The following is a 14,849-nucleotide window of genomic DNA, read 5'->3' as shown; positions in this document are numbered from 1 at the left end:
GTTACAGGCAGCCGCGCGGTACGGTCTCGGACCATTCCTTGACCAGAACCGGCTCTGATGCACCGCCCTCATAGGCGTGGATGCGCCGCCAGAGGTAGAAATTCTGCGCATCGCAGGTCATCCTGTTTTCCGTGTCGATCGCCACCTGCCAGTCGCCGCGCGCAAAGGTAAAGCGCCAGTCGGATTTGAAGGTCGCCGTGGCCGGATCATCAGGGTGGATCGCATAGTGCATCGACACATGGCTGCCCACCTGCATGCCGTTATGCGGGTTCACCGCCTCGCCGTAGTCGTCAAAGGTATCCAGCACCAGCGTACCATCCGGAAGCGCCTTGGTCTCTGACGTGCCCGAAGGCGCGCGCAGCTGCCTGCCGCCCAGGGTCGGATAGGGCTGCGCGGGGCCGGGGGCCTCAGGCGGGATTTCCTCGCTCACCTTTCGCTCTGGCAGGATCAGGGCGCAGTCCTTCAGGTCCAGCATGATCTCTGCCGCCTCGGGCGCGGGCCAGACGATGGGCCAGTAAGAGGTCGAGAGCGCCAGCCGCAGCACATGACCGGGACGCAGCGCATGGGCGCATTCGTTCAAGGGGAACTCTACCTCGTAGCGTTGCCCCGGCACCAGCGGCTCTGGCGCGTCATGGCCATTCAGATGTGTCAGGTTGAAAGGGCGATAGCTGATCCGCTGCGAGGAACCATCCGGCGCCACATCGCACAGGCGCCCGACGATCTGTGCAACCGGGCGATCGACGGTAAAGGCGATGCGCACGCGCGGGCGGCCAAGGATCTGCAACTCATCTTCCAGCGGCGCGGTGTCGAAACAGGTCGACAGCACATCATCCCCCGCCTGATCACCGGCGAGTTCATTGTCGAACCGCATGCCTGGACAGAAATACCCCCCCGCCTCACCGACGGTTGCAGGGTTAGAAATCCTGCACTCCCCGCTGCCTGCAGTGTCTGTCAGACTGCCTGTCGAAAGATAAACCACCCGTTCGCTGACATTGGGCGAGGGCCAGTTCTGCTCGGCCACCCAGCGGCCCTTGCGGGGCTTGTTTTCCTTGGTGGGGCCGAAATGCTCCTGCATGTAGACACGGTAGTCGGGCAGCGCCTCGGCGCCGCTTTCCTCGCCCTTCAGCCACTGATCGAACCAGCGCAAAACCTCACCGTGGAAATCCGCCGGATCGAGTTTCGAGATATGCGCATAGCGATGCTCCCACGGACCCATCAACGCCTTGGTGGGCGCAGTCAGGTTGGCGGCCAGCATCGCGGGCGTATTGAGATAGGCATCCGCCCAGCCAGTGATCGCCAGCACCGGGGCGGTGATCGCCGACCAGTCCTCGCAGACCGAGCCATGTTTCCAGAAATCATCGCGGGACGGGTGGCGCAGCCAGTCGGCGGACATGAAGGGCAGCTTCTCGATCCGCTCCAGCCAGGCATCGCGCCAGTCGGGGCGCAGCTCGGGATCCAGGGGCCGCGTCATATAGGCGAACATCTGGCTGCCCCAGTTAGCATTGTCGCTGAGCAGGCATCCCCCCATGTAGTGGATGTCATCGGCATAGCGGTCTGCGGTGGACGCGACCGAGACCACTGCCTGCAATTCGGGTGGGCGGCGATAGGCCAGTTGCAAGCCGTTGAAGCCCCCCCAGGAAATACCGATCATCCCGACCTTGCCACTGCTCCAGGGTTGCGCCGCGATCCAGGTGAGGACCGCCTCACCGTCGCTCAGCTCCTGTTCGGAATATTCATCGTCGAACAGCCCCTCGCTGTCGCCGCTGCCCGAGATATCGACGCGGATGCAGGCGTAGCCTTCTCCGGCAAAAACGGTATGGGTGGTCTCATCCCGCGGCGGGGTGCCATCGCGTTTGCGATAGGGCAGGTATTCCAGGATCGCCGGAAACGGCCCCTCCCCTTCGGGCAGCCAGATCCGCGCCGCCAGACGACGCCCGTCAGCCATCGGAATCCAGGTGTTTTCAATCAGGGTAAAGGGCACGGGCATAGGGGGCATCCAATCTCAAAAAAAGTTTGGCGCCACCCTGCCTTCGCGCGTCCTTATTTGGCAAGCTTTGGCGCGGATTTTTCCAGCGCCAATTCGGCATCCGAGAATTTCCATGGCCCCCGCACGCCCGGCACCCCTTCAGGCGCGATCTGCATACCACGATGCTGGATCTGCGGATCGTCAAAGGCCTGGCCGATGGTGTTGATCGGCCCGGCGGGAACCGTCGCCGCCTCCAGCGCCGCCAGAAGATCAGATTGGCTCCATTGCATCAGGGCCGCTTCCAGCAGCGCGGTCAGCTCCTGACGGTTCGCCACCCGCAGCTGATTGGTCAGGAACCGCGGATCGACCTTCAGATCCGGCAGGCCCAGCGCATCACACAGCCGCTGGAACTGGCCGTCGTTGCCCACCGCCAGAATGATATGGCCATCCTTCACCGCCATCACCTGATAGGGCGCGATATTGGGGTGATCATTGCCCAGCCGCGTCGGGCTGGTGCCGGTGGCGAGATAGTTCATCGCCTGATTGGCCAGCATTGCCGTGGCACAATCGAGCAGCGACATATCCAGATGCTGCCCCCGGCCGGTGGTGTGGCGCTGCTCCACCGCTGCAAGGATCCCGATGGTACCGTAAAGCCCGGTCACGATATCGGTGATGGCGACGCCGACTTTCTGCGGCTGCCCCTCGGGATCGCCGGTGATCGACATCAGCCCCGACATGCCCTGCAGCAGGAAGTCATAGCCCGCGCGGGAGGCATAGGGGCCGTCCTGCCCGAAACCGGTGACCGAGCAATAGATCAGCCGCGGGTTCACCTGTTTCAGGCTGTCGTAATCCAGACCGTATTTCTTGAGACCGCCAACCTTGAAATTCTCGATCAGGATGTCGGCGTCCTTGATCAGATCGATGACTGTCTGGCGACCTTCCTCGGTGCGGAAATCTGCGGTGACACAATCCTTGCCGCGGTTGGCCGCATAGTAATAGGCCGCCGTCTTGTCCTCATCCCGCTCGATGAACGGAGGGCCCCAGTGGCGGGTATCATCGCCTGCCTCGCTTTCGACCTTGATCACCTCGGCGCCCAGATCCGCCAAAGACTGGCCAATCCAGGGGCCAGCCAGAATACGGGCGAGTTCAACCACTTTGAGGCCTGAAAGCGGGGTCATGGCGGCTCCTGTTCTTGTCGCTGTTGCGCCTGTGTAGCCCAGCCCTCCGGACGCAGCAATCGGCGCCGGGGTGTTTTGATCAAATCCCCCCGCGCCCCTTTGTCACTTGCCCTTGATCCGCACGGTAAAACTGGTGCGCGCACCCGCAGGCGGCGGCGGAAAGGGCGCCGCCCGGCGCACCTGCGCCAGCGCGATATCATCAAGCCGCCCCGAGCCGGAACTGCGGGCAATGGCGACCTGCGCCAGCGCGCCGCTGGGCGCGATCCGGAAGGAAACCACTGCCTCGCCCCGCACATTGGCACGGCGCTTGGCCCTCTCGATCCGGCGCAGGATCTGCCCGGGATAGTTGCTCGCCGCCGCATTGCCCTGCTGTCGGGCCTTGCCGCCCGCCTGGCGCGATTGCCCGCCCGGCTGTTTCGCAGCGCCCTCTGCGACACCGCGGGTCGCGTTGGCGTTGCCGCGCGGTTGCGCGCTTGGCGTTGTCGGCTCAGGAGGGGTGCGCACCGGCTCTGCCTTTGCCATCTGCGGAGGGCGCAGCGGGCGGGACCTTGGCTTCAACGACTGTTCGACCGGAGGCGCCTGCTCCATAGGAGACTGTGGTGCCTCAGCCTGTTCAACCGGTTCCTGTTCAACAGCTTCCATAGGTTTTGCCGCCTGCTGCACCGCTGGCTGGGTGGGCGGCAGAGCAGTCGTCGGCGGTGTCGGTGTTACAGCCTTGAGCGGTATGGGATCGCTTTGCACCTGCGGCGGCGTGACCTCGATGCCCGGTGTCTGCGCGGCGGTGACAACAGGGACAAAAACAGGCTCTAACATGGGGGATTGCGCCTGTCGCTGCACCTGTGGCGTCTCCACCGGCTGGGCCGCCTCGGGCGTCTGTTGCGCGGCGCGGGGCTGCTCCGGCATCACGGCGGCGGGCTGCGGTGCCTCCACCCCCACGGCGAGATTGGCAAAGGCGCTGCCTTCGGCAGCCAGCGCAGTTTCACCACCTGCCTGCTCGACCGGCGCGGTATCGGTGAACACCACTGCACCAGCATGGGCCACGGCGGCCATGGTCAGCGCCAGAAGCGCGGCGAGGCGGGACTGGGGCACCCGGCTCATTGCAGCACCCGTTCCGACATCAGGATGACGCGCTTGGCGCCTGCCGCCCGCAGATCATTGCCGATGGACACCAGTTTCTTCGCCGGTAGGTCCCGGTCCGGCACCACCCGCAGCGCGGCGCGCTGTTCCTCGGGCAGGTCAGCAACAAATGATGCCGCATCTGCTACCGGAGCGCCCCGATAGCTAAGCCGTCCGTCGGCGTGAATCACTAATGTATCCGGCGGCGCGCTGCCCTCCAGATCGGCGGTCTTGATCAGCGTCACATCGCGGTCCAGCGGCGGCGCCAGGGTGCCTGCGATCATGAAGAAAACCAGCATCAGAAAGACGATATTGATCAGCGCGATGGTCGGCTCGCGCTCGCTCTGGATATGCCGCGTGATCCGCATCAGCCCAGCACCACCGTTTGCAGTCCCTCGACCTGCCGCAGGGCGGTCAGAAGATCCACCAGCCGCTGCGCGCTGGCCGTGTCATCGGGGCTGATTAGCACCAGATGGCCGCCGCCGTCCTGCGGCTGCAGCCGCACCAGATCGGCAATGCGGGCTAGATCCGCCTGTTGCCCGTTCAGCATCAGACGTTCGGCGCCAAGGGTCACAAACAGCTTCTGCCGGTCCTGGGCCTTGGTGCCCTGACCGGCCGCCATCAGCTCCACCTCGCCGTATTTGGAGAAGGTCGAGGTCAGCATGAAAAACAGCAGCAGCAGAAAGATCACGTCGATAAGCGAGGTCATCGAAAGACGTCTGCGCCGTTGTCCCTGCAGCTTAACCGCCATGAGAAGCCTCAGCCTGTTCGGAGGGACAGAACAGCACCCGCAAGGCACGGTTGGCAAAGACCCGTTCGCGTTGCATCCGCGCCGTCAGCCAGCTCAGCACCAGCGAGGTCGGCATCGCCACGGCAAGCCCCGCCGCCGTGGTCAGGAGCGCCACCCAGATGCCACCGGCCAGCAGCGCCGGATCCACCGAAGAGCCTGCGGTCTGCAATTTCTGGAAGGCTTCGATCATGCCGATCACGGTGCCGAAAAGCCCCATCAGCGGCGCCAGTTGCGACACCATATCAAGCGCCCCAAGCCCCCGTTCGAGCCGGGCAAAGCAATCCTCCGCCTCGGCATCGGCACGGTCGGACAGGGCCGCATCCGCCGCGGTGCCCGGACCGGCCGCCAGCGCGAGGCGGAACACTGGCGCAAGGTAGGAGCGGCTGCTTTCCAGCTGCCGCAGGGCGGCGTCATGGTCGCCATGGTCCCAGGCGGTGACAGCCGCAGACAGATGGGCGTGGCGACCCACCCGCGCAGTGCGGTACTGCCAGATCTTGTAAAGCACCAAAGCCGCTGTCAGCACCGATACGCAGAGCAGCAGAAGAACCACCGGCCCGCCCAGATCCAGAACGCCAAGCAGCGCATCGTGAAGCCACATCATCCCAGCAACTCCTGATCGGTGCGGCTGCTGAGCGTGATGCCCCGGCTGCAGGCGGCCTCTGGCAGATCAGCGCCGCCGGTGCAGGTGGTGGCACCGTTGATCAGCACCCGGCTGATGGCGTCGCAGGCATAGGGAAACTGGAACTGGCGCACCCGCATCCGCCCCGCAGGCAGGTCCTGGAAATCCAGCAATGTCAGCCGCGCCACCTGTCCTTTTGCATCGAACAGGACGGTCTCATAGACCGCCTGACCGATGTCCTGCGCATGGTCGCTCTGCGCCACAAATGACAGAAGGCAGGCCTCACCGACCTGCTCTGCCGTGCTCAGCTCGATCGACACGGCCGGGTCTGCGGCCCGTGCCATGCTGCCCAGCCCCGCCAGCAGAACTGCTGCCGGGGCCACCCATTTCCTGTTTACGCGTACCATATGGAACCTCTTCAATCTCCGTTGGGTCAGAAGGTTTTCGCCAGGGTCAGCTTGATGTTGCGCCCCGGTGCGGTGCGGGTCGCCAGCGCGGGCGTGTAGACCCTGTCAAAGGCGTTTTCGACGCCAAGCCGCACCTCGGCGCCGCTCAGCGCGCCTGTCTGCACCCGGTAGGTGGCGCGCAGGTTGCTGACGCCATACCCCTTGATCAGATCGCCGTTGTAGTCGGTGAAGGATTTGCTGCCGACCAGTTCCCAGCTCAGCTCCCAGGCCTCGCCGATCCGCTTGCCCAGGGTCAGGCGGGCGCTGTCGGCCGGGGTGTTGCGCCAGACGCCGCTGGCCCCGCCCGCCGAAACCGCGGTGTATTCACCGACCGCCGCGTTGAAATCGGCATAAAAACCGTTTTCCATGCTATAGGTGGCTTCGATCTCAATGCCTTCGCTGTTCACTTCGCGGATCGGGTTGAAATTGCTGTCCACGTAAGAGGTGATGTCCCAAAGCTTGCCTTTGAACAGGTTCACCTTGGCCTGCAGGGCATCGCCCGCCGTAAACACGCTGCTGGAGGTATAGGAGGCGCCCAATTCAAAGGTATGGGACCGCTCCGGCTGGGTCATGTAGCGCGGCGTGCCAAGATCATCGATGATCGGCAAGTTCTCGGTATAGGCGCCGCTGCCAAATAACGCCCAGCCCGAAGCGAATTCATAGCGCGCCGACAGCCCGCCCATCAGTGCCGAGTTGTCATAGGACGAGGATCCGTCGTGGGCCTCGATATCCTGGGTTTCAAACCGCATGGCCGGGGTGATGGTCCAGTGATCGCCGATGCCGATGTCATCCACCGCGAACAAGGCCACACGCCGGTCAGTGCCGCCGGGCGCCGAGGGCGCGTTCAGACGTTCACGCTGCATCACCTCGACCCCAAGCCGCAGATCGTGCGTTGCCATGCCGGTCACGAAATACATGCTGTTCTTCGCGGTCAGCTTGGTGATCTCGTAATCCTGATCCGCATCGGCCAGGGCGATGACGCTTGGCCCCGAAGAGGTGCCCTCCAGCGGGCTGGAACCGGGCACATAGGCGGTATCGATATGCTGGGTCGAGCGGGTCAGGTTAACGTCCAGATCGATCAGATCGTTGCCAACCGGGTTCCAGCGATAGCGCAGCCCGGCGACCTCGTTGCTGACCTTGCGGTCGACGTTGCCAAAGGAGCCGCCGGTGGTGCCAAAAGTATCGTAGGGGACGTCTTTTTCATCCGTTTCGGAATAGTTGTAGGAGGCGGTGATCGAATGATCGCCATTGTCACCAAAGCTGTATTTCACCTTGCCCAGATAGGAGGGCATGCGACTTTCGGTATTGGGCACGACCTGCCCGTTTCCGTCCTTATAGGCATCGACATCGCGCAGGGTGTAATTGAACAGGACCTCCAGCCGTTCGGTGGGTTGCCAGGCCAGAATGGAGGACGTCACGAAGCCCTTTGCATTGCTCGAGGCGCCGATGGTCTGGCGGAAGCGCAGACCGATCTCACCGCCGGTGAAATCCGCCGCATCCTTTGTATCAAGCTGTACCACGCCGCCGATAATGCCCGAGCCGTATGCGAAACTGCCGATGGTGCCCCGGATCACCGACACGCGTTTGTAGAGCTCGGGATCGGTGAACAGCTGCGTGCCGATCCGGTAAAGCTCCTCTGACCCGGTGGAGGCGCCGTCGATCATGATCTGCACCTTCTGGTCGGTGCCATAGCTGCTGGTGGCGCCAAAACCGCGGATATTGAGGCCCGATCCCTGCGGACGGCTGCCATTCACCAGCGTGACACCGGGTACCGAATCGATCAGCTCAGCCACGGATCCGGCCTGCCTATCGTTCAGCTCGTCCTGGGTAATCACGGTCTGCGGCGTCGCGGTTGCGGTCTGCACCTCGCGCTTGCCCTGCCCCAGTTCAACAGTGCCGAGAAACCCCTCGCCCTGCAGATCCAGCGGCAGATCCTGCGCCTGCGCGCCCGCGTTCATTGTCAGCCCCAGCACTGACACCGTCCCCAACAGCCGCATAGACATACGCTGTTTGCCCATCACATTTTCCTTCGCATCTATTCGTATTCGAACCGAAGGCTTGCGTGGGGGCTGGCACGGTATTTCAGGATTGATCTTTGGCGAAATTCAAAATTCCGCTTGAGCCTGTTAGTAAAGATGATAAAAACAGTCAACATAAATTCCGACCCGCTGATCCCTCAGCCGCCAGCGTGATCTGCCCCGACCGGCAGCCACAGCCAGCCCTTTCCAAACGATATGCAGACCGCCTCCGAAAGGGCCCGACATGACCACTCCGACTCCTGTCTCCGCAGAGCAGATCCGCGCCGAACGTGCTGACCATGCGCAGCTGCGCGACCGCGATTTTGCCGACAAGTTCAACATCACCGAGGCGCAGCTTGTCGCCGCCTTCAGTGGCGCGGGTGTGACCCGCATTGAAGCAAACCCCGATGTCGTCTTTCCCCGGCTGGAAGAGTTGGGCGAGGTCATGGCGCTGACCCGAAACGATTCCTGCGTGATCGAAAAGGTCGGGCGTTACAGCCACTATCAGGGTGGCGTTCACGCCTCTCTGGTGCTGACCGAGGAAATCGACCTGCGCCTGTTCCCGCGCCATTTCGTCACTGCCTTTGCGGTGGAACGTGAAGGCAAAAACGGCACCACCCGCTCGCTGCAGTTCTTTGATGCCGCCGGTGACGCGGTGCACAAGATCCACTTGCGCGAAGCCTCCGACCTGGCGGCCTGGGACCGGATCGTCGCCGATCTGGCGCTGCCGGAACAATCCGACACGCTGGAAGTCGCGCCCCGTACCCCGCCCGAGGGTGCCAAATCCGACCCGGACAAGGTCGAGGTCCTGCGCGCCGAATGGGCCAAGATGACCGATACGCACCAGTTCCTGCGCCTGTGCTCGAAACTGAAGATGAACCGTCTGGGTGCCTATCGCATCGCCGGGGAGCCTCTGGCCCGCAAGCTGCCGACAGACACCGTCACCCCGATGCTGGAAGCCGTGCGCGAGCAGGAGATCGAAGTGATGATCTTTGTCGGCAACCGCGGCTGCATCGAAATCCATGGCGGCCCGGTCCGGAACCTGCGCGAAATGGGGCCCTGGCAGAACATCCTCGACCCCGGTTTCGATCTGCACCTGCGCCTTGATCACGTGGCCGAGGTCTGGGCCGTCAACAAGCCGACCAAGCGGGGCGATGCAGTGTCTTATGAGGCCTTTGATGCCAATGGCACCATCCTGTTCCAGGTCTTTGGCCGCCGCACCGACGACAACGACAGCCGCCCGGCATGGGATGCAATTGTTGCCGCGCTTCCCTCGCTCCAGGCTGAAACCCCGGCAGAGCCGGAGACCGCGTGATGTCTCTGCTCTCCCGTCTTTCCAAAGGCGTTGGCCTGTTCCTGCTCGGCACTCTTGCCGGGCAGATAGCCTGCGCCGCCCCGGCAGAACGCGTTGTCAGCGTCGGCGGATCGGTCACCGAGATCGTCTATGCTCTGGGTGAAGGCCATCGTCTGGTGGCCCGCGACAGCACCTCCAGCTACCCGGCAGAGGCCGAGGCGCTGCCCAATATCGGTTATGCCCGTGCCCTGTCTCCCGAAGGTGTCCTGTCGGTATCGCCCGATCTGATCATCGCCAGCGCCGGGGCCGGTCCGGTGGAAACGCTGGATGTGCTGAAACAGGCCGACATCGCCTATGCCGAGGTGCCCGAGGTCTACTCACCTGCTGGCGTGATCACGAAGATCGAAACCGTGGCCGCCGCCCTTGGCGCCGAGGACAAGGCCAAGGCCCTGCTGGGTGACATTGCCCCCGACCTGGAGACGGCCCATGCAGAGGCGCAGGCGCGCGCAGGCGAAGCGCCGGTGCGGGTGCTGTTCGTGCTGTCCACGCAAGGCGGGCGGATCATGGCCGGAGGTCGCAACACCGCCGCCGATGGCATCATCCGCCTGTCGGGCGGCATCAACGCCATCGACGCCTTCGAGGGCTACAAACCGATGACGGATGAAGCGGTTTCCGCCACCGCCCCGGATGTGATTCTGGCAATGGACCGGGGCGGCGACCACGGCGTCGCGATGGAGCAGCTGGCCAGCCTGCCTGCGCTGATCCCCACACCAGCGGCACAGAACGGACGGCTGGTGCGCATGGACGGGCAATCCCTGCTGGGGTTTGGCCCGCGCACCGCTGACACGATCCGGACCCTGTCAGAAGCCTTCTACGAGGCTCACGCGAAATGAGACTGGCAGCAGAGGCGACAACCCAGAACCGAGGTCAGGCTCAGGGTCGGTCCACCGGGGCGCCGGTGGACCGTCGCCATCAGGCCCGGCGGCTGACGCTGGCGCTCGTGGCTCTGCTGCTGGTCACTTCGGTGAGCTCTCTGACCTTTGGCGCAGCGGGCACGTCGGTCTGGTCCGCCATTGGGAATCTGATCGCGGGGCGCGAGCTGTCACAACTGGACCGGATCATCCTGTTCGACATCCGCCTGCCGCGCCTGTGCCTTGGCATCCTCGTGGGGGCTGCGCTGGCGGTCTCCGGCGCGGTGATGCAGGGGCTCTTCCGCAATCCGCTGGCCGATCCCGGTATCGTCGGCGTCAGCGCCGGTGCGGGTCTGGCCGCGATCACCGCCATCGTGCTGGGCAGTATGCTGCCGGTGTCCTTGCGCGACACATTGGGCAATGGTCTGGTGCCGGTCGCGGCCTTCTTTGGCGGCTGGGGATCGACACTGATCCTCTATCGCACCGCAACGCGCGGCGGGCAGACCTCGGTTGCAACCATGCTGCTGGCCGGTATCGCCCTTGGCGCGCTGGCCGGAGCACTGTCTGGCATCCTGGTCTACATGGCCGATGACAACCAGCTGCGCGATCTGACCTTCTGGGGCATGGGGTCGCTTGCGGGGGCCACCTGGACCAAGGTGCTGGCGGCCCTGCCAGTGATCGCACTGGCCCTGTGTGCGGCGCCCTTCCTTGCGCGCGGTCTCAACGGGCTGGCGCTGGGAGAGGCCGCCGCCGGGCACATCGGCATCCCTGTGCAGCGGGTGAAGAATATCGCGATCATGGCTGTCGCCGGCGCCACCGGCGCTGCTGTGGCGGTATCGGGTGGTATCGGCTTCATCGGCATCGTGGTGCCGCATCTGTTGCGCCTTGCCACCGGGCCGGATCACCATCCGCTTTTACCCAATGCCGCCCTTCTGGGGGCCACGCTTCTATTGGCCGCCGACATGATCGCGCGGGTGATCATCGCCCCGGCAGAGCTACCCATCGGGATCGTCACCGCCGTCCTTGGCGCGCCGGTCTTTCTGTGGATCCTGCTGAAACGTCGCGCGGGTTTGGGACTTTGATTGGACAGAGACATGCAAGCCTTTGACATCACCGTAAAGCTGGGAAGCCGCACCATCCTGCACGGGGTGGATTTTGCCGCTGAACCGGGACGCGTCACCGCCATCGTCGGCCCCAATGGCTCGGGCAAGACCACGCTTCTGCGCGCCATGACAGGCGAGATCGCGCATACAGGCCGGGTGCTGCTCAATGGGCAGGACACCACCACACTGAAACCCTGGGAGCTGGCCGCGATCCGCGCGGTACAGCCGCAAAGCACCAGCATCGCCTTTCCCTTTACCGTGCTGGAGATCGTGCGGCTGGGGCTCAGCGCCGGTCTGTCGGCGGGCGAAACCGACCTGCCGATGCAGGCGCTGGAAGCGGTGGATCTGGGAGGGTTTGCCGGACGGTATTATCAGGACCTGTCAGGGGGCGAGCAGCAGCGCGTGCAACTGGCCCGCGTTCTGACGCAGGTCTGGCAGCCAGTGGTCGATGGCACCCCGCGCTGGCTGATCCTGGATGAACCGGTGGCGAGCCTTGATATCGGCCATCAGTTCACGGTGATGGATCTGGCGCGGCGCTATGCGGCGCAGGGCGGCGGCGTGGTTGCAGTAATGCACGATCTGAACCTCACCGCCATGTTCGCCGATCACGTGGTGCTGATGCAGGCCGGCCGCATCGCGGCCACGGGTTCCCCGGCAGAGGTGCTGACGGATCAGGCGCTGGCTGAGGTTTATGGCTGCCCGGTGCCGGTCAATACCACCCCACCCGTCGGCATGCCCTTCCTGCTGCCACAGGCGCGAAAGGCGCCGGTTTTCGCCTGAGAGCAAGGCCCCGCCAAGAACAGGTCAGACCGAAACCCCCTCCAGAAGGGCGTCACGCTCGACCGCGCCCTTGCGGCCCTCCAGCACCACCTCGCCCCGGCGCAGGACCACGAAGCGGTCGGCCAGCTCATAGGCGAAATCGAAGAACTGCTCGACCAGGATGATCGCCATGTCGCCCTGCGTGCGCAGGAGTTTGATGACCTCGCCGATCTGCTTGATGATATTGGGCTGGATACCCTCGGTCGGCTCGTCGAGCACCAAGAGTTTCGGCTTGGTGATCAGGGCCCGGGCAATGGCCAGCTGCTGTTGCTGCCCGCCGGACAGGTCGCCACCGCGCCGGGCCAGGAAATCCTTCAGGATCGGGAACAGCTCATAAATGTGGTCAGGGATGAAATGCTCTTCCTTCGGCAGACAGGCAAAGCCCGTCTCAAGGTTCTCCTTCACCGTCAGAAGCGGGAAGATATCGCGCCCCTGCGGTACATAGGCGATGCCCGCACGCGCCAGTTGATGCGCAGGCACCACGCCGATTTCCTGCCCGTCAAACGTCATGGTGCCGCCCGACCGCGGGTGGGTGCCGGTGACCGCCTTCATCAGGCTGGTCTTGCCGACGCCATTGCAGCCCATCACGCAGGTGACCTCGCCCAGATCGGCCTGCATGGAAATGCCATTCAGGATGCGGCTGCGGCCATAGTGGAGGGTGATATCTTTCAGATCCAGCATCGCTCAGCGCCCCAGATAAACATCGATGACTTCGGGATCGGAGGTCACGTGATCCAATCCCCCTTCGGCCAGCACCGCGCCCTCGTGCAGCACCGTGACCTTGCAATTGAGGCGCCGCACGAACTCCATATCGTGTTCGACGACGACCACGGCGCGGGTCTTGGCCGCCTCCACCAGCAGATCAGTGGTATGTTCGCGTTCCTCCGGCGTCATGCCCGCCGCCGGTTCATCCACCAACAAAAGCCGCGGCTCCTGCGCCAGAAGCATGCCGATCTCGAGCCACTGCTTCTGGCCGTGGGACAGCTCTCCGGCGATCCGGTCCAGCTGGTCCGCAAGGCCAACCTCTGCCGCCAGTTCCTCGACCCGCGCAGTGTCGGCGTCTGAGGCGCGAAACAGCAGCACCGCGATCACCCAGCGGTCCTTTTTCAGGGCCATCATCAGGTTGTCGCGCACCGACTGGTCCTCGAACACCGTGGGTTTCTGGAACTTGCGCCCGATCCCCTGCCGCGCGATCTGCGCCTCGTCCATATCGAGAAGGGACAGGGATTTCTCGCCCCAGATCACCCGGCCCTCGTCCGGTTTTGTCTTGCCGGTGACGATATCCATGAAGGTGGTCTTGCCCGCGCCGTTGGGACCGATCACCGCGCGCAGCTCGGCCTCGGCGATCTGGAACGACAGGTTGTTGATCGCCTTGAACCCGTCAAAGCTGACGGAGACGCCGGAGACTTCGAGAAGGGTGCTCATGTCCGGTCCTTTCGCTGCAAGAGGTCAAAGAGGCCGCCGATGCCCTTGGGCGCGAACAGCGTCACCAGAACGAAGGAGAGGCCTAGGATCACCTGCCACCAGTCGACCCATTTGATGGTGTAGAATCCCAGCGGAATGTCAGGCGCCTGCCCGCCGGTGAACCATGTGGACACAAGCGAAACGAAGGCCGCACCGATCACCGCGCCGTAAAGCCGCCCGCGCCCGCCGATGGCGACCCAGACCGCCAGATAGATCGAGGCAACGGGGGCCATTTCCGCCGGGTTGATGATGCCCGCCTGCGGATAATAAAGCGCGCCCGCGATGGCGGCGATGCAGGCAGTGAGGGTGAACACCGCCAGTTTGAAGGTCTCAACCGGGTAGCCAAGGAAACGCACGCGGGCCTCGTTGTCGCGGATGCCGCGAATGACCGATCCGAACTTGCCCGAGACCACCCAGGCCGCCAGCATATAGCCAAGACCCAGTGCCAGCGCCGAGGCCCAGAAGAACCACATCGAGACCTCTGCCTGCGGTGCCTCGACACCCGGCAGGTTTTGCAGGCCCGACAGACCATTGTTGCCGCGCAGGCCGGAATCGTTCTGAAAGAGGTAAAGCGCCAGCGCCAGCGTCATCGCCTGCGTCAGGATCGAGAGATAGACACCCGTGACCCGGCTGCGGAAGGCGAGCCAGCCAAAGATGGCCGCCAGAATGCCCGGCACCAGCACCACCAGCATCAGTTGCAGCACCAGACTGTCGGCGAACATCCAGACCACGGGGAATTCGCTGCTGCCGACCACGCCGAAGATCTGGCTGCCGATGCCATCGACCACCTCGGCCTCGGTCGGGGGGATGTCGCCCTGCGCCAGCGCCTCGGTGACGATCAGGCGGGTGCGTTCATACATCAGCCACATGCCGATCATGTAGCCACCAAGCCCGAAGAAGGCGAAATGGCCCAGCGAAAGGATACCGGTGTAGCCCCAGATCAGATCCATCGCGATGGCGATCAGACACAGGCACAGGGTCTTGCCCAGTGTTTTCACAAAACTCGTCGGGATCAGCCCAGCCCCCGGCCCTTCGGCAAACACAGTCACCAAGAGGGTGAACAGCGCGAGGATAGACAGGAAGACCAGAACCGAAGGGTTCTTTGCAATGAATGACTGTCGCATG

15 protein-coding genes are annotated in these 14,849 nt (G+C 63.9%); 4 read left to right on the top strand and 11 right to left on the bottom strand.

The features are described 5' to 3' along the window. Position 1: 1 nt before the first annotated feature. The 8 genes from JL2886_RS12280 to JL2886_RS12245 form a co-directional block, all read right to left on the bottom strand. The gene (locus JL2886_RS12280; protein ID WP_065272270.1) at positions 2-1,987 is read right to left on the bottom strand and encodes a CocE/NonD family hydrolase; all 1,986 of its coding nucleotides are present in this window, start codon (positions 1,985-1,987) and stop codon (positions 2-4) included. A gap of 53 nt (positions 1,988-2,040) precedes the next feature. Then, positions 2,041-3,144: a CaiB/BaiF CoA transferase family protein gene (locus tag JL2886_RS12275; protein ID WP_065272269.1), complete on the bottom strand. Its 1,104-nt coding sequence runs from the start codon at positions 3,142-3,144 to the stop codon at positions 2,041-2,043. A gap of 102 nt (positions 3,145-3,246) precedes the next feature. Then, positions 3,247-4,242: a TonB family protein gene (locus tag JL2886_RS12270; RefSeq protein ID WP_065272268.1), complete on the bottom strand. Its 996-nt coding sequence runs from the start codon at positions 4,240-4,242 to the stop codon at positions 3,247-3,249. Continuing rightward, positions 4,239-4,628, bottom strand: a complete 390-nt coding sequence (locus JL2886_RS12265; RefSeq protein ID WP_065272267.1) for an ExbD/TolR family protein — start codon at positions 4,626-4,628, stop codon at positions 4,239-4,241. Before JL2886_RS12265 ends, JL2886_RS12270 begins: the two co-directional genes overlap by 4 nt. Then, positions 4,628-5,011 carry an ExbD/TolR family protein gene (locus JL2886_RS12260; RefSeq protein ID WP_237028366.1) on the bottom strand — a complete coding sequence of 128 codons (384 nt, stop codon included), beginning with the start codon at positions 5,009-5,011 and terminating at the stop codon, positions 4,628-4,630. Before JL2886_RS12260 ends, JL2886_RS12265 begins: the two co-directional genes overlap by 1 nt. Beyond that, positions 5,001-5,651, bottom strand: coding sequence for a MotA/TolQ/ExbB proton channel family protein (locus JL2886_RS12255; RefSeq protein ID WP_065272265.1), 651 nt, complete (start codon positions 5,649-5,651; stop codon positions 5,001-5,003). Before JL2886_RS12255 ends, JL2886_RS12260 begins: the two co-directional genes overlap by 11 nt. After that, positions 5,648-6,076, bottom strand: a complete 429-nt coding sequence (locus JL2886_RS12250; protein WP_065272264.1) for a hypothetical protein — start codon at positions 6,074-6,076, stop codon at positions 5,648-5,650. The genes JL2886_RS12255 and JL2886_RS12250 overlap by 4 nt, the downstream gene beginning before the upstream one ends. Before the next feature lie 26 nt (positions 6,077-6,102). Next, a complete protein-coding gene (locus tag JL2886_RS12245) occupies positions 6,103-8,133 on the bottom strand; it encodes a TonB-dependent receptor domain-containing protein (protein WP_065272263.1) in 2,031 nt (676 codons plus the stop codon). A gap of 244 nt (positions 8,134-8,377) precedes the next feature. Between JL2886_RS12245 and JL2886_RS12240 the strand changes: the two genes are divergently transcribed. From JL2886_RS12240 to JL2886_RS12225, 4 genes are read left to right on the top strand one after another with little or no spacing between them, the layout of a single operon-like run. Beyond that, positions 8,378-9,448, top strand: a complete 1,071-nt coding sequence (locus JL2886_RS12240) for a hemin-degrading factor (protein ID WP_065272262.1) — start codon at positions 8,378-8,380, stop codon at positions 9,446-9,448. Next, positions 9,448-10,320, top strand: a complete 873-nt coding sequence (locus JL2886_RS12235) for a heme/hemin ABC transporter substrate-binding protein (RefSeq protein ID WP_065272261.1) — start codon at positions 9,448-9,450, stop codon at positions 10,318-10,320. The genes JL2886_RS12240 and JL2886_RS12235 overlap by 1 nt, the downstream gene beginning before the upstream one ends. Continuing rightward, positions 10,317-11,420 (top strand): FecCD family ABC transporter permease, encoded by a 1,104-nt coding sequence (locus tag JL2886_RS12230; RefSeq protein ID WP_082996075.1) that lies wholly within the window; start codon positions 10,317-10,319, stop codon positions 11,418-11,420. The genes JL2886_RS12235 and JL2886_RS12230 overlap by 4 nt, the downstream gene beginning before the upstream one ends. Positions 11,421-11,432: 12 nt before the next feature. After that, a complete protein-coding gene (locus JL2886_RS12225; RefSeq protein ID WP_065272260.1) occupies positions 11,433-12,221 on the top strand; it encodes a heme ABC transporter ATP-binding protein in 789 nt (262 codons plus the stop codon). 24 nt (positions 12,222-12,245) lie between these two features. Here the strand turns inward: JL2886_RS12225 and urtE are convergent, their stop codons facing one another. The 3 genes from urtE to urtC are packed head-to-tail and all read right to left on the bottom strand — an operon-like array spanning position 12,246 to position 14,848. Beyond that, complete coding sequence (gene urtE, locus JL2886_RS12220) at positions 12,246-12,941, bottom strand: urea ABC transporter ATP-binding subunit UrtE (RefSeq protein WP_065272259.1); 696 nt, start codon at positions 12,939-12,941, stop codon at positions 12,246-12,248. A gap of 3 nt (positions 12,942-12,944) precedes the next feature. Continuing rightward, positions 12,945-13,685 carry an urea ABC transporter ATP-binding protein UrtD gene (urtD, locus tag JL2886_RS12215; RefSeq protein WP_065272258.1) on the bottom strand — a complete coding sequence of 247 codons (741 nt, stop codon included), beginning with the start codon at positions 13,683-13,685 and terminating at the stop codon, positions 12,945-12,947. Further along, positions 13,682-14,848 (bottom strand): urea ABC transporter permease subunit UrtC, encoded by a 1,167-nt coding sequence (urtC, locus tag JL2886_RS12210; protein ID WP_065272257.1) that lies wholly within the window; start codon positions 14,846-14,848, stop codon positions 13,682-13,684. Before urtC ends, urtD begins: the two co-directional genes overlap by 4 nt. Between the last annotated feature and the right edge of the window lies 1 nt (position 14,849).

Source organism: Phaeobacter gallaeciensis, assembly GCF_001678945.1.
Lineage (GTDB): Bacteria > Pseudomonadota > Alphaproteobacteria > Rhodobacterales > Rhodobacteraceae > Phycobacter > Phycobacter gallaeciensis_A.
This window is presented reverse-complemented; position numbering and strand designations above follow the sequence as displayed.

What these genes read in the sequence shown, in the direction of transcription:
- JL2886_RS12275 (WP_065272269.1), bottom strand. Translation starts at nt 3,144, where the DNA reads ATGACCCCGCTTTCAGGCCTCAAAGTGGTTGAACTCGCCCGTATTCTG.
- JL2886_RS12260 (WP_237028366.1), bottom strand. Translation starts at nt 5,011, where the DNA reads ATGGCGGTTAAGCTGCAGGGACAACGGCGCAGACGTCTTTCGATGACC.
- JL2886_RS12245 (WP_065272263.1), bottom strand. Translation starts at nt 8,133, where the DNA reads ATGGGCAAACAGCGTATGTCTATGCGGCTGTTGGGGACGGTGTCAGTG.
- JL2886_RS12225 (WP_065272260.1), top strand. Translation starts at nt 11,433, where the DNA reads ATGCAAGCCTTTGACATCACCGTAAAGCTGGGAAGCCGCACCATCCTG.
- JL2886_RS12250 (WP_065272264.1), bottom strand. Translation starts at nt 6,076, where the DNA reads ATGGTACGCGTAAACAGGAAATGGGTGGCCCCGGCAGCAGTTCTGCTG.
- JL2886_RS12235 (WP_065272261.1), top strand. Translation starts at nt 9,448, where the DNA reads ATGTCTCTGCTCTCCCGTCTTTCCAAAGGCGTTGGCCTGTTCCTGCTC.
- JL2886_RS12265 (WP_065272267.1), bottom strand. Translation starts at nt 4,628, where the DNA reads ATGCGGATCACGCGGCATATCCAGAGCGAGCGCGAGCCGACCATCGCG.
- JL2886_RS12240 (WP_065272262.1), top strand. Translation starts at nt 8,378, where the DNA reads ATGACCACTCCGACTCCTGTCTCCGCAGAGCAGATCCGCGCCGAACGT.
- urtD (WP_065272258.1), bottom strand. Translation starts at nt 13,685, where the DNA reads ATGAGCACCCTTCTCGAAGTCTCCGGCGTCTCCGTCAGCTTTGACGGG.
- urtE (WP_065272259.1), bottom strand. Translation starts at nt 12,941, where the DNA reads ATGCTGGATCTGAAAGATATCACCCTCCACTATGGCCGCAGCCGCATC.
- JL2886_RS12255 (WP_065272265.1), bottom strand. Translation starts at nt 5,651, where the DNA reads ATGATGTGGCTTCACGATGCGCTGCTTGGCGTTCTGGATCTGGGCGGG.
- urtC (WP_065272257.1), bottom strand. Translation starts at nt 14,848, where the DNA reads ATGCGACAGTCATTCATTGCAAAGAACCCTTCGGTTCTGGTCTTCCTG.
- JL2886_RS12280 (WP_065272270.1), bottom strand. Translation starts at nt 1,987, where the DNA reads ATGCCCGTGCCCTTTACCCTGATTGAAAACACCTGGATTCCGATGGCT.
- JL2886_RS12230 (WP_082996075.1), top strand. Translation starts at nt 10,317, where the DNA reads ATGAGACTGGCAGCAGAGGCGACAACCCAGAACCGAGGTCAGGCTCAG.
- JL2886_RS12270 (WP_065272268.1), bottom strand. Translation starts at nt 4,242, where the DNA reads ATGAGCCGGGTGCCCCAGTCCCGCCTCGCCGCGCTTCTGGCGCTGACC.